Origin of the sequence: Paenibacillus campi, from assembly GCF_034659835.1 — a bacterium.
In the GTDB taxonomy this organism is placed as follows: Bacteria; Bacillota; Bacilli; order Paenibacillales; family Paenibacillaceae; genus Saccharibacillus; species Saccharibacillus campi.
Map to the genome: position 1 here is coordinate 422,918 of NZ_JAXSQZ010000002.1, position 14,856 is coordinate 437,773.

A 14,856-nucleotide genomic window follows, 5' to 3' on the forward strand; every position below is an offset into this window, starting at 1 on the left:
TTATTCAGACCTTGATTAGGAAGGACGTATGATCACCATCGTCCATCATTATAACTTATAGGAAAGACAGAGGAGTGAAACGGAATGCAGGCAAAATTGTTATTGGAAGACGGAACATTATTTACAGGCCGCAGCTTCGGTGCGGAGGGCGAAACGACAGGCGAGGTTGTATTTAATACAGGGATTACCGGTTACCAGGAGGTACTGTCTGATCCATCGTATTGCGGACAGATCGTGACGATGACCTACCCGCTGATCGGAAACTACGGTATTAACCGTGATGACTTCGAATCGGTTCGTCCATACATTAATGGATTCGTCGTCCGACGGCATGAGCCGGTTCCAAGCAACTGGCGCGCACAATATTCGATCGATGAGCTGCTGCGCGAATACGGCATCATCGGCATTAGCGATATCGATACACGGATGCTGACACGCCGCATCCGTCACCAAGGTACAATGCGCGGCATTTTGACAACAGCAGCGCTTGCGCCGGAAGAATTGATGGAGCGCCTGCAAGCGAGCGCTGCGGCGAGCGATCAAGTAAGCCGTACTACGACACAACATATGTACAGCAGCCCAGGTGCCAAAGAGCGCATCGTGCTAATCGACTACGGCGCCAAAAGCGGGATCGTACGCGAACTGACACAGCGCGGCTGTGATGTCGTTGTCGTGCCACAAGATACAACGGCTGAACAGATTCGTCGCTTGCATCCGGACGGGATTCAGCTGTCCAACGGCCCTGGGGACCCGAAAGATGTACCTGCTGCGGCTAAAGTCATCGCTGAGCTGCTCGGTGAATACCCGATCTTCGGCATTTGCCTCGGACACCAGTTGTTTGCACTCGCATGTGGAGCGGACACGGAAAAGCTGAAGTTCGGTCATCGCGGTGGTAATCACCCGGTCAAAGACTTGAGCACAGGCCGCTGCTACATCACATCCCAAAACCACGGCTACACTGTCAAAGAACAATCGATCCAGGGTACGGAACTGGAAGTTACGCATATTAACAACAACGATAAAACGATCGAAGGATTAAAGCACAGCAAATATCCGGCGTTCTCGGTACAGTATCACCCTGAAGCGGCGCCAGGCCCATTTGACAACAGCTATCTGTTCGATCAGTTCCTCGCGATGATTCGTGAGCATAAACAAAATCAACCTCAAACAACACGTCAGACCGAAATGTTCGCCGCTTTGAAAGGAGCACGTTAATTATGCCTATCAATAAAGAGCTCAAAAAAATTCTCGTCATCGGCTCTGGTCCGATCGTTATCGGTCAAGCCGCTGAGTTTGACTATGCCGGTACGCAAGCATGTCAGGCGCTGAAAGAAGAAGGCGTTGAAGTTGTACTGATCAACAGCAACCCGGCAACGATTATGACGGATACGAATATGGCAGATAAAGTGTATATCGAGCCGATCACACTGGAATTCGTGACCCAAATTATCCGTCAGGAGCGCCCGGATGGGCTGCTGCCAACACTCGGCGGACAAACCGGTCTGAATATGGCGGTTGAACTGGCACGCGCTGGCGTACTGGAAGCCGAAAATGTAAAGCTGCTCGGTACGCAGCTGAACTCGATCGAAAAAGCGGAAGACCGCGATTTGTTCCGCGACCTGATGCGTGAGCTGGAACAGCCGGTACCGGAAAGCGTCATCGTGACTACGTTGGAAGAATCGCTGGCATTTGCGAATGAGATCGGTTATCCGATTATCGTTCGTCCAGCGTACACGCTTGGCGGTACAGGCGGCGGTATTTGCGCTGACGAGGAAGAACTGCGCGAGACGGTAGCGGCAGGTTTGCGCTACAGCCCGATCGGACAATGCCTCGTTGAGAAAAGCATCGCCGGTATGAAAGAAGTCGAGTACGAAGTGATGCGCGATGCCAACGACAACTGTATCGTTGTATGTAATATGGAAAACTTTGACCCGGTTGGCGTACACACGGGCGACAGTATCGTTGTCGCGCCAAGCCAAACACTGTCTGACCGTGAATACCAAATGCTGCGTTCCGCATCCTTAAAAATCATTCGCGCTCTGAATATCGAAGGCGGCTGTAACGTACAGTTTGCCCTTGATCCGCAGAGCTACCAATACTATGTGATCGAAGTAAACCCGCGTGTGAGCCGTTCCTCGGCGCTCGCTTCCAAAGCGACTGGCTATCCGATCGCCAAAATGGCAGCGAAGATCGCACTCGGCTACACGTTGGACGAGATCGTAAACCCGGTTACCGGTCAAACGTACGCTTGTTTTGAGCCGACACTGGACTATATCGTGGCAAAAATTCCACGCTGGCCGTTTGACAAGTTCACCAGTGCCAACCGTAAGCTCGGTACGCAGATGAAAGCGACCGGTGAGGTGATGGCGATTGGGCGTACATTTGAAGAAGCGATTCACAAAGCGGTACGCTCGCTCGAAATCGGTGTCCACCGTCTGTATTTAAAAGATGCGGTAGAGCTGAGCGATGAGAAGCTGACCGAGCGTCTAATCAAAGCGGATGATGAGCGTCTGTTCCTCGTCGCTGAAGCGTTCCGTCGCGGCTACAGCTTGGAGCATATTCATGAGCTAAGCGGAATCGACTGGTGGTTCCTCGATAAAATCGAGCGTATCGTTGCCTACGAATCGGTGATCGCTTTTGAAGAACAATTGTCTGATGAAACGCTTTATACGGCGAAGCGTCTCGGTTTTACCGACCGCGCCATCGCTGAACTGCGTCAACCTAACGATCCAAACGGCACATTCAGCAACGAACATTCCATCCGCACGTACCGTAAAGAGCTCGGATTAGTGCCAGTATACAAAATGGTAGATACGTGTGCGGCAGAGTTTGAAGCGACGACGCCATACTACTACTCTACCTATGAAACCGAAAATGAAGTCACCAAAGCCGACAAGCAAAAAATCGTCGTGCTCGGCTCCGGGCCGATTCGGATCGGTCAAGGGATCGAGTTTGACTATTCGACCGTGCACGCGGTATGGGCGATTCAAGAAGCGGGCTATGAAGCGGTTATTATTAACAACAACCCGGAGACGGTATCGACCGACTTTAACACATCGGATCGACTGTACTTTGAGCCGCTGTTTTTCGAAGATGTAATGAACGTGATCGAGCAGGAGCAACCGATCGGTGTCATCGTACAGTTTGGTGGACAAACAGCGATCAACTTGGCAGCTCCATTGCAAAATGCAGGCGTCAACATTCTCGGCACAAGCTTGGAAAGTATCGACGAAGCGGAAAACCGCAAAAAGTTCGAAGCGCTGCTGTCCCGTCTGAACATCGCTCAGCCACAAGGCAGCACCGTTCAATCGGTCGACGAAGCGGTCGAAACGGCACAAAAGCTCGGCTATCCGGTATTAGTACGTCCATCTTACGTACTCGGCGGACGTGCAATGGAAATCGTCTACTCTGACGAGGAATTGTTGCGCTATATGGTAGAAGCGGTAAAAATCAACCCGGAACATCCGGTGCTGATCGACCGTTATATGCTCGGTAAAGAGGTGGAAGTCGATGCGATCTGTGACGGCGAAACGGTTGTCGTGCCAGGCATTATGGAGCATATCGAGCGCGCAGGCGTTCACTCCGGTGACTCGATCGCCGTGTATCCGCCACAACATGTATCGCCAGAGCTGAAAGAGAAAATCGTCAACATCACAATCAAAATTGCCAAAGAACTGAAAACAGTCGGTCTAGTAAACATCCAGTTCGTTATTTTCCAAAACGAAGTGTATGTGATCGAGGTTAATCCTCGCTCCTCCCGTACTGTACCGTTCCTAAGCAAAGTAACGAATATCCCGATGGCAAACATCGCTACCCAGGCGATCCTCGGACGCAAACTGGCTGATCTCGGTTATACCGAAGGGCTGTGGCCGGAAAGCGATTATGTATCGGTTAAAGTACCGGTGTTCTCGTTTGCCAAGCTGCGCCGCGTAGAACCAACGCTCGGCCCGGAAATGAAATCGACCGGCGAAGTGATGGGACGTGATCTGTTGTATGCCAAAGCACTGTTCAAAGGTCTAATCGGCGCAGGGATGAAAATTCCGTCTACCGGCGCACTGATTGCGACCGTAGCAGACAAAGACAAAGATGAGGCTGTACGCCTGCTCAAAGGCTTCTACCGTCTCGGCTACAAAATTATTGCAACTGGCGGTACAGCCGAAGCGCTGAAAGCAGCAAACATTCCGGTTACGGTTGTGAACAAGCTGTCCGAAGGCACGCCGAACATCCTTGATCTGATCCGCAGCGGACAGGCAAACTTCGTCGTCAACACATTGACGAAAGGCAAAACACCGGAGCGTGACGGATTCCGTATCCGCCGTGAAGCGGTAGAAAACGGCGTCGTCTGTATGACATCGCTCGATACGGTCGAAGCGCTGTTGACGATGCTCGATACGATCAATTTCTCCTCCTATGCAATGCCTGCGCTGAGCCAGGAAAAACAAGCGGATCAGAACAGTCGAGACATTCAAGCCGCTGTAGGTCAATTGCAAGATCAAGAAACGATTTTGAGCTAAACCCGATACAAACCACATATGCGGCGGACCATTGACGCGTCCGCCGTCATTTGTGTGCGTATTTATGAATGGAGCAGTGATATTTAGATACGTACAAACTTTATGTTTGATGGGGGCGGCGGCATATCCGCAGGCGATCTCGATTAAAAACTGGTACTTTGACCAAGATTAATCTGAGTTTTGAAGTTGGATCAAGCCCTTATTGATAAGGAATTTAGTATACAATCAAAGTTGAAATTTAACTTGGTCTGCGTAATAGTCGCTTGTCTTAAATGTATTTACAGTTTGTCTATCTAACCATCGCTTGGTGATGAATAGGTTAAGGTACGTTCAAACACGATTTTCATTTGAGACAGACTACTAGGTGTAAATGCACCTGAACTTGTAATTTATTCATAGTCAAGCGAGCTTGAGATAGGCATACGATGAATTAAAGTGAGCTAAAGTATTAGGTCGTGTCTGCAAACGGCTTCATAGGTAGTTCGATGCGCTTTTTCATTAGATTACGCTTGTATACGCAGCTCAACTCCCTTAACACGCCACCTACTTGAATAATAAAATGACAACGAAATGACAACGTTGAACGTTTGAAGACACTGCCTAGTACAATATAACCAAAATAGCAATAGGACAAGGAGATGGCAAACGATGACCGAATATGTACATACCGCTGCTGCACAGCGGCTAATCGTGGCGCTTGATTATCCGAATGTGGAGCAAGCACGTCAGCTGATCGATGCGCTGCAAGGCATTCCGTGTTATATCAAGGTAGGCATGCAGCTTTTTTATGCCGCTGGGCCGGAATTTGTGCGTGAATTGAAGCAAAAAGGGTACTCGGTCTTTCTTGACCTGAAAATGCACGATATCCCCAACACCGTCAAAGGCGGCGCACATAGCATTACACGCCTTGGCGTCGATATGTTTAATGTGCATGCCGCAGGTGGCAAGGAAATGCTGACAGCAGCTGTAGCTGGCATGGAGCAAGCGCTTAGCGAAGATGCAATGCTGACGCGTCCGCTGCTCATTGCAGTCACCCAACTGACCAGCACATCGCAACAGACGATGAACGAGCAGATTGGCATTCCAGGCAGTGTGGAGGAAACGGTCGTACGATATGCAGCTCTTGCGCATGCATGCGGACTGGCTGGTGTCGTATCGTCACCACTGGAAGGACCGGCGATTAAGGCAGCATGTGGCGGTTCTTTTATCACGGTCACACCAGGTGTCCGCCCGGCTGGTGCCGATGTAGCCGACCAGACACGCATTATGACGCCGGGACGCGCCATTGCAGCTGGTAATGACTATCTAGTTGTAGGACGTCCCATTACCGCTGCCGCCGATCCGAGAAAAGCAGCCGAGCAGATTATAAAGGAGATGAATGAACATGTTAACGATTGAAGAAATTCCAGCTCATATTGCAGCCGCGCTGCTGAAAATTGAAGCCGTCGCACTTCGTCCACAGGAGCCATTCACCTGGACATCTGGCATTAAATCACCGATTTATTGCGACAATCGCCTCACGATGTCATATCCGTTTATCCGCGACCAGATCGCTGACGGATTCGCTACGATCATTCGCAATCAATACCCGGATGTGGACGTCATTGCCGGCACGGCAACCGCCGGCATTCCGCATGCGGCATGGGTAGCTGAAAAGCTCGATTTGCCAATGGCGTATGTGCGGGACAAAGCCAAAGGACATGGCAAGCAAAATCAGATCGAAGGGCTAATCAAGCCTGGTCAACGTGTCATTGTAATCGAAGACTTGATCTCTACAGGTGGCAGTTCGATCAAAGCGGCTGAAGCGATTCGTGAAGCAGGCGCAGAACCGCTCGTAGTGCTGGCGATTTTCAGCTACCAATTGGACAAAGCAGTACAAGCTTTTGAAGCAGCCAATCTGCCTTTGCAGACGTTATCCAACTATACTGCTTTGATCGAAAAGGCAGTCGAATTAGGCACGGTAAAAGAGGAAGATTTGGAACTGCTGCACTCTTGGCGCGCCAACCCGGAAGCATTCGGCAAATAAGTGAATAGGCGGGCAGTTGATACGCTGTCTCAAATACAATCAAGTTTGAACATGTCTCCACGTATAGATGAGCAAGCGATGATTAAATAGATACACCATCCATGTATCTGAGACATGCTAAGTGTATGTTGATTGCTTTTAATAGCGGCTTTGAATCTACTGTATGCCTTATTTATAGCGGGAATGTACACGATTTTAAACTATATATTTAAAGCGGTCGGCGTATGAGGCTGTGTCTTCAAACGATCCTACACATTATTTTATTATTCACAAAGGTCTCTTTTACAATGAAACAAGACACTGTACAACTTAGTCTGACGCAAACTACCCGTATCGAACGTTCTGTACGGCAGTTTGAAGACACGCGCTAGTGTCATGTTCATTTGATTGATATTTATTAGTGGATGATCTGGTGTGTAATGAAGCTGTATGTCTGCACAAGCGGCATACAGCTTTTTGTGTTTATGTTAATCGAATACAGGCATCGTTTCGTATGTGTTTAAAAAGCATCTGATTAAAAGCAAATGAGCTGGAATATGCGTATTATGTTCAGCAAAAGAGTGTCACGATGAGCGAAACCGCGTATCATCCGCATGATGCCGAACTTACGTAGCATACGACGTCCATACAGGCATTCCACCGCAAAAATGTTGACAAATACGTGGAAATTGCGGTATATTAATTTAGTCGCTGTTTACTAGATACGTTGAAAGAGAGCACTCTTTCCGTTATACGGGCCTATAGCTCAGTTGGTTAGAGCTACCGGCTCATAACCGGTTGGTCGGGGGTTCGAGTCCCTCTGGGCCCATACGCAAAAAAGAAGATTCATTCGCGCAAGCTGCGAATGAATCTTCTTTTTTGCGTTTAATTTGTGTTTTGAAATGGTATAGTTAGCACTACACCTTATTATTTTTTATGTTTGTCGCCGCTAAAGTCGTCTTCGAGCTTCTCTACCGATTCATCGACTACTTCCTCTAACAGGTCGGCAGCGCGATGATTGGCATTTGGATCAGGTTCAGGAATCGGGTCTACACCTGAGCCTGTACCTTGTTCGAAAGCTTCGTCATCACGTTTAGGTTTGTTATCCGAAGTTGAATTATTATGTTGTGTATTCATCTGTATTCATCCTTTCCTAAATGCGCTGCATTTTGAGCGGTATCGTCTAATTTATCCAGCATGTAAAGTCATGGCACCTATGCTATCGAATAAACCATAACGAGAGCGGCTGAATCAGCTAGTAGCTTGTCTCAAATTTATTCAGAGATTGCGTTCGTCTGAATGCTGCATGGTTCAAGCAGAGTTTAGATGGACGCAACCTTACATCTTCCTGAGACAAGGTACTAGTAATTTGTCTTAGATACATTCATGGTATATTTATCTCATCATGACTTGATCACAAACGCGTTTAAGTAATTTTATTTGAGACAGCTTATTAGGTATGTTTTGGAGTGGAGATGATATAACTGTAATCTACCACTTTGGTTGAACCTGCTTATATAAACCGATCTTGTCACTATATAAGTAGCTCTAAATACTCGTTTAGCGATAGCGCTTTCCCAATCGCAAATTATGCGCTAAAATGATTGAAACTGGTTTCAATAACAACATTGGAGTGTGACGTATGGTCAATATTATTGATGTGGCCCGCCAAGCGGGTGTGTCCAAAACGACCGTATCTCGTGTCATTAATAATTATCCCCATATTTCACCGGATAAACGGCGTCAGGTAATAGAGGCAATGGAACAGCTTGGATTCGTTCCTAATCCGTCTGCACGTAAGCTGCGCGGGCAAGTGACAACAACGATTGCAGTCATCGTGCCGAAAATTGTAAATCCATTTTTTGCTTATCTTGTTGATGCGATTGAGCAGGAAGGTTATCGGCAAGGGTATCAGACATTAATCTGCCAAACGAATGAGCACAAATCCAAAGAACTCGCCTATTTGGAACTGCTCAAAAACAAGCAGGCAGACGGGATTATTATGGCAGCGATCGAAAACGAATGGTCAGCAATCGAGCCGTATACCGCCTTTGGCCCGATTGTGTTATGTAATGAATATGTAAATCAGAGTGATGTGCCAACGATCCGTGTCGATCAACACGAAGGCACCTATGCAGCGATCCGGCATCTGATTGACCGTGGTCATCGCAAAATTATGTACTGTACAGGCGGGCTTTTTACTGATTACGGCAAAGATAAAGACCGCAATCAGGCGTACCAGCGTGCATTGGAAGAAGCAGGCATTGCGATCAATCCAAGCTGGATTCTCGTCGATCGGCATACGATTGAAGATGGTAAAAAGGTGATGGAGCTTATTTTGGCTATGAACGATCGCCCGACAGCGGTATTTACCGGCAGTGACGAGATTGCTAGCGGTTTAATGATGGCAGCACGGAAGGCTGGTTTAAGCATACCGGCTGATTTGGCGATCATTGGCTTTGACGATCAGCCACTTGCTGAAGTGCTTAGCCCCTCACTCACCACGATTCGCCAGCCGATCGCACTGATGGGTAAACAGGCGGTCACGATGCTCGTTCAGTTAATGGATCAACAGCCACTATCGTCCTCACTGTGTAAACTTCCTGTAGAACTGGTCATCCGCGAATCTACTTAACAGGAAAAGCAGGAGGGGCGTAGGGCGGTTATTTTTGGGAACGTTCCCAATGGAGTGGCGGTATGATTTTAGCAGAAATCGGTATAATGCAGCTCATGATTAGATCGTCGTATAAATGGAGAAGGGAAGCAAGGCTGTAGTGAGGATGAAGGGTGAGCGAAGTTTATGAATAAAGAAGTTGTTCGCTTGTGATGTAGTTTGTCTTTCTGCCCTACTTAAACTGCCCTACTTAAAAAATGAATGGCTGATTGGCGTAAATACATTTGATCATTGGCTTACATGCTCTAAGTGGGGTACGGGATTATAGGATGAAGTAAACGATTGTTTGTAGCGATAGCGTTTTACCGGTTGCTATCTACTATCTATGCCGCAGCTACTTCTCAGCGCGAACCCCAAGCTCACATTAAATCCCTGGGAGGTTCGCGCTCCTTGCCCTGTAAGGGATTTCGGCGTTTTTGTTGTATTTTTCCCTGTTTTCAGCTACCCTAAAAGGGAGGTTCGCGTTTTTGCCTTGAAATGCCTTGTAGGGTAAAGGGTGAAAGAGCGTGCAGTCACTCTCCGTGCGAGAGTGTGGATTGAAAGGGATTACGCTCAACATAGTAGGTGTCGGCATCCGAAGTCACTCTCCGTGCGAGAGTGTGGATTGAAAGAACCCACTAAAGTTACCAATAAAGCTCGGATAGGGTCACTCTCCGTGCGAGAGTGTGGATTGAAAGTACTTATGTTGAGTTGCGCAATCAGTTTTTTGGGTCACTCTCCGTGCGAGAGTGTGGATTGAAAGCGCTCTAGTTTCTCCAGATACATCAGTTGGGATTGGAGTCACTCTCCGTGCGAGAGTGTGGATTGAAAGGACAATTCCGCAGGACTGACATTAAAGTACGGCGAGTGTCACTCTCCGTGCGAGAGTGTGGATTGAAAGGTGATTACCGGGGGTACATTGTTTTGGAATACGACCGTCACTCTCCGTGCGAGAGTGGATTGAAAGTTATTAAACGATTTGACTATGTTATCTGTGACTCTAGTCATTCTCCATCCGAAAATTAGAGATTGATAATGTAACTTGCTCCTGTTTATCGCTCCCCGCATACAATCAACCCATATGTTTCACCTGAAAAAGGCTTCTTTTTTGAGAAGCCTTTTTGCGTTGCGCTGTCTATAATACTTCGATCACTTTACTAACACACATCGGCAATCCATTCTATTTTTCAGATCAACATCCAAACACAGCCGTTCGCATTCGCAGTCTCAGACGCAGTGCACATCATAAGCTCTTTCCAAGCCCTATTTACAGCTACTACTCCTACACGATCTCGCCCATCAAACTGTAAACACAACGTAAAAAATATAAGTCTCTAAAATTAAAATTAGTTATTGAAACCGTTCCCAATCGATGCTATATTTAATTCACAAAGCAATTCACTTGCTATAAGCTGCACTTTAGTCGTAGCTGCAAGCTTCAATCCAGTCATTGAAACCGTGTCAATCCTTACACTCATTATTGCAAGGCGGGAAATTTGGTAGTTATTCTGCATAAGCAATAACTATAACCGCTCCTACACAGCCGGTTATCATTTGAAGCTTAGCCACGATCTGCACAACACGATCAATCATTTTGCATAACAATAGCTTTAGAAGGGAGTGCAGCTACTATTTTATAATTTTACGTATGATAACAACGAATAAACGATATTTTTTTAGCGGGATGTATAACTGCAAGCAGCTTATTACAACAGCAAACGAAACGATAGTCACTATAGTTGCTGCAAAGCAAACTTACCAATCATCACAAGTTATTTTGCTGCATGGACGTACCAATACTTTCATTAGGCTAGATCATTATACCGTCTGTCCGTTATACAAACGATCGCTGTACGGATCACTAGTGAGCGATTGAATTTCAAGCTACTATTAGCAATGTGAGAAGCTAGTAATTCAGACGAAACATTCAGATAGACGTGAATGTAGCACTTATAAGCATTCATCGATCATTACAACTGAAAATGAAAGCGGTTAATATACGTATTTTTGGTATCGTTCCCAATCAAGGCTACACACACACATACTCAAAATGGAGGGATTTCTGTGAAAAAGACTTGGAAAAAAACATTGGCTTGGACAATGTCCGGCGTACTGGCGTTGACGTTGGCAGGTTGTGGCAATGCTAGCTCACAAACCGATAATGCGGCGCAAACAGCCGATGGCAAAGTGAATATTGTCATTACAAACGGTAAAGGTGAGATCGCAACCCAATGGGCGCAGGCGGCAAAAGACTTTATGGCGGAAAATCCGGACATTCAAGTGGAAGCATTATCCGGCGCGGTCGGCGATACGGTCAATTTGCTCGACAAGCTGACCGCTTCCGGTAAAACGGTCACAATGGCGATGATGTCGCCTGATTCGATCACCAACAAATACAAAGATTTTGGCATCGACCTGTCACAGGAAAAATGGAATCAGGAAACACAATACGGCGTCAAGGACGCAAGCGGCAAAATCGCCGGTTTCCCATTCTCGATCGAAGGCTTCGGACTCGTGTATAACAAAAATGTAGTGGAAAAAGCGGTCGGCGGCTCATTTGATCCCTTTTCGATCAATACACGCGACAAACTAAAAGCGCTGTTGGACAAAATTAAAGCATCCGGCGTCACGTATCCGGTCGCATACCAGACGGAAAACTGGTCGGTGGCGAATCATTATAGCACACAGTTCCTCAATCAAGCGGCTGACCCAGCGACGATTGTTGATCAGCTCAAAGCCGGCACATTTGATCTGGCAAGTAATCCGGTCTGGAACGGCTACTACGATACACTCGATCTGCTCACTTCACCGGAATATAACAAATATGGTGAACGTCCGCTCGGCAAATATTATGATGATGCCCATGTGAGCGTCGGCAAAGGCGAATCGGCAATCTTGTTTAACGGCAACTGGGCATATGATTCGTTGAAAGCGGTATCTGGCGAATCGTTTGGTTTTATGCCGGTGCCAGTAGATAACAATCCAGCCAATCCGCTTAACAACAAAATCGCTGTCGGTCCAACGAATATTTTGGTCATCAACAAAAATGCAACACCAGAACAACAAGCAGCCGCGAAGAAATTCCTCGACTGGATCGTATTTAACCAAAAAGGTCAGGACTTCCTGGTCAATCAAGCGCAAGTGATCTCGGCATTCAAAAACAATCCGTACAAAGTAAGCAACCCGCTTGGTGCCGCGATTGCCGATGCAATCAAAGCAAACCGCACGATGCCATTTAGCTCCAACTATGTCAAAGTCGAAGATTGGGGCAATATTTTGGCACCGGACATCCAAAAATATATTGTCAAAAAAGAAACCCGTGCTGAATTGGCACAGGCGATCGAAACGTATTACAAAAACCAGAAATAAGTGTTGCTGTTTTAAATAAAGAGATAAGTTTACCCGTCTAATTGGCATATTCATCGTGCTTTATGTTTAAAATGAACAAAATGATCAGCCCAATCTCAACTCCATAACTCCGGTAAAAAAGCAGTCTGTCTAGCCCATCATTACAAACGAACAGTGACAGACTGCCTTACCGGATAAGCGGACAATGCATATAGCCTATGAAATGACGAATCGCCATCCATTTATGCGTATCCTTCCAGCGGCGAACAGATGAGTTCACTTTTGTGATCATCTAATCGCCATCCACATTCTACTACAGCTATAGCTAATAATGCTGTACGGCTAACTTCACGCACGCTGTTCCCCCAACCAAACCGTTTACAGACAGGTGGTATGTATAATGATGTTTGATAAAAATCCAGCCCGGCGCTGGTTATTGCAACTGTTTTTTACCGGACCGACGATTTTCTTTTTCTGTCTCGCCGTTGTTGTGCCGTTTGCCTATGGACTGTATATGACGTTTAACACCGTCTCGTCTCCGATCGATCCGCTGCAATTTGCCGGGCTAAGCAATTATCGTGAAGCATTTCAAGATCAGCGCTTTTGGGATGCGCTTTGGCTGACGGTCAAGTTTGTGTTGGCGACGGTCATTTTGATTAATATACTCGGTTTTTTGCTCGCTTTTCTCGTTACATCCGGGGTACGGTTGCAAAATTTCTTCCGCACGGCATTGTTTACGCCGAATTTGATCGGCGGGTTGGTGCTCGGTTATATTTGGCAGTTTATTTTCGTCCAGACATTACCGGCGCTCGGGGAGAAATTCGGGATCGAATCGCTGCGTCTTGGCTGGCTTGGTGATGAGACGATGGCGTTCTGGGCGATTGTGATCGTATCGATTTGGCAGTCTGCCGGTTATATGATGATCATTTTTGTGGCAGGGCTAATCAATGTGCCGAAGGATGTGTTGGAAGCGGCAACGATTGATGGCGCTAATGGCTGGCAGCGCCTGCGTGCGGTAACATTGCCTCTGATGGTGCCTTCATTTGTCGTAACCGTGTTCCTAACACTCAAAAATGCGTTTATGGTCTACGATCTGAACTACTCGCTCACTGCTGGCGGGCCGTATGGCAGTACGACGATGGTATCGATGCAAGTCGTGCAAAAAGCGTTTAACGAAAACAATTACGGCGTCGGACAAGCTGAAGCATTTGTATTGTTTGTAATCGTAGCGGTCATTACCGGATTGCAAGTCTATTTTAGCAAAAGACTCGAGGTGTCGGCATAATGGTAGCGAACAAAAAAGTGACATTGCCACTCATCTATGCGTTGCTGATCATCTTTTTCATCCTGTTTGTATTTCCGTTCGCGCTCATTATTATTAACTCATTTAAAAGTAATGGTGAGATTTTGGAAAGTCCGTTTGCGTTGCCGACGAGTTTTAGTCTGGCGCATTTTGCAGAAGTGATTGAGAAAATGAACTTTTTCTCGTCATTTAGCAATACGGTCATTGTGACGATTGGCTCGGTCATTTGTATCGGTTTGCTAGCGGCGATGACGGCGTATTATATGGTGCGGCGTGGTGGACGGTTTAATAATGGACTGTTTGCGCTCATGGTCGCTTCGATGATCATTCCGTTTCAGTCGATTATGATCCCACTCATTTACATTTATGGGGCAAAGCTGCATTGGATCGATCTGTCACCGCTCGGCTTTCTGATCGTGCTGTATATCGGTTTTGGCAGTGCATTGTCGGTGTTTATGTACCACGGTTTTGTTAAATCGATTCCGTATGAGTTGGAAGAAGCATCTTTGCTAGATGGCTGTACACGCCCGCAAACGTTTTTCAAAATTGTATTGCCGATGCTGTCGCCCATTACGGTTACGATTGCGATTTTGAATGTGCTGTGGATATGGAATGATTATTTGCTGCCGTCACTTGTGCTAACAGATGAGCGTTATTTTACGATGCCGATCAAAATGAAGGCGTTTAACGGTACGTATATGAACAACTGGGAACTGCTTATTCCCGCATTGCTGCTGACGATTTTGCCGATTTTGATCGCCTATTTGTTCGGTCAACGGTATATTATTCGCGGTGTGAGTCAAGGTGCGATTAAGTAAAACAGAGTGCTGGATAGCGGGTAGCACGAGCGGCAGTATGTGGGTGATATGTTCGTTGTTCTCGTGCATTGACCGAGATGGATTTAAATTTAAAAACGGCTACCAGCTCTTATTTAAAAAGGTTTGAGCACACGATCAAAGTTAATGTTTAACACGGTCAAAGGATTAGTAGCTTGTTTTACGTACATGTACAGTCTGTCGATCGAACCATCGCT

At 46.8% G+C, this 14,856-nt stretch carries 9 protein-coding genes, 1 tRNA gene and 1 CRISPR repeat array; of the genes, 9 read left to right on the forward strand and 1 reads right to left on the reverse strand.

What is annotated here, in order from left to right; genetic code table 11:
- Positions 1 to 84 precede the first annotated feature (84 nt).
- From carA to U1I11_RS07090, 5 genes are all read left to right on the forward strand, one after another.
- A complete protein-coding gene (gene carA / locus U1I11_RS07070; RefSeq protein WP_322905114.1) occupies positions 85 to 1,215 on the forward strand; it encodes a glutamine-hydrolyzing carbamoyl-phosphate synthase small subunit in 1,131 nt (376 codons plus the stop codon).
- Positions 1,216 to 1,217: 2 nt separating this feature from the next.
- Positions 1,218 to 4,514, forward strand: a complete 3,297-nt coding sequence (gene carB, locus U1I11_RS07075; RefSeq protein ID WP_322905116.1) for a carbamoyl-phosphate synthase large subunit — start codon at positions 1,218 to 1,220, stop codon at positions 4,512 to 4,514.
- A gap of 648 nt (positions 4,515 to 5,162) precedes the next feature.
- The gene (pyrF, locus tag U1I11_RS07080) at positions 5,163 to 5,912 is read left to right on the forward strand and encodes an orotidine-5'-phosphate decarboxylase (protein WP_322905118.1); all 750 of its coding nucleotides are present in this window, start codon (positions 5,163 to 5,165) and stop codon (positions 5,910 to 5,912) included.
- Positions 5,899 to 6,540 (forward strand): orotate phosphoribosyltransferase, encoded by a 642-nt coding sequence (gene pyrE / locus U1I11_RS07085; RefSeq protein ID WP_322905120.1) that lies wholly within the window; start codon positions 5,899 to 5,901, stop codon positions 6,538 to 6,540. The genes pyrF and pyrE overlap by 14 nt, the downstream gene beginning before the upstream one ends.
- A gap of 734 nt (positions 6,541 to 7,274) precedes the next feature.
- A tRNA-Ile gene (locus U1I11_RS07090) sits at positions 7,275 to 7,348 on the forward strand.
- Between the two features lie 98 nt (positions 7,349 to 7,446).
- Here the strand turns inward: U1I11_RS07090 and U1I11_RS07095 are convergent.
- Positions 7,447 to 7,656, reverse strand: a complete 210-nt coding sequence (locus U1I11_RS07095; RefSeq protein ID WP_322905122.1) for a hypothetical protein — start codon at positions 7,654 to 7,656, stop codon at positions 7,447 to 7,449.
- Positions 7,657 to 8,161: 505 nt separating this feature from the next.
- Between U1I11_RS07095 and U1I11_RS07100 the strand changes: the two genes are divergently transcribed.
- From U1I11_RS07100 to U1I11_RS07115, 4 genes are all read left to right on the forward strand, one after another.
- On the forward strand, positions 8,162 to 9,154 hold the full coding sequence (locus U1I11_RS07100; RefSeq protein ID WP_322905125.1) for a LacI family DNA-binding transcriptional regulator: 993 nt from the start codon (positions 8,162 to 8,164) through the stop codon (positions 9,152 to 9,154).
- A gap of 550 nt (positions 9,155 to 9,704) precedes the next feature.
- Positions 9,705 to 10,073: direct repeats of the CRISPR family, unit length 32 nt; unit sequence GTCACTCTCCGTGCGAGAGTGTGGATTGAAAG.
- A gap of 1,163 nt (positions 10,074 to 11,236) precedes the next feature.
- A complete protein-coding gene (locus U1I11_RS07105) occupies positions 11,237 to 12,541 on the forward strand; it encodes an ABC transporter substrate-binding protein (RefSeq protein ID WP_322905127.1) in 1,305 nt (434 codons plus the stop codon).
- Positions 12,542 to 12,920: 379 nt separating this feature from the next.
- Positions 12,921 to 13,805, forward strand: coding sequence for a carbohydrate ABC transporter permease (locus U1I11_RS07110; protein ID WP_322905129.1), 885 nt, complete (start codon positions 12,921 to 12,923; stop codon positions 13,803 to 13,805).
- Entirely contained in the window at positions 13,805 to 14,641 is an 837-nt protein-coding gene (locus U1I11_RS07115; protein ID WP_322905131.1) for a carbohydrate ABC transporter permease, read from the forward strand. The genes U1I11_RS07110 and U1I11_RS07115 overlap by 1 nt, the downstream gene beginning before the upstream one ends.
- Positions 14,642 to 14,856: the final 215 nt, after the last annotated feature.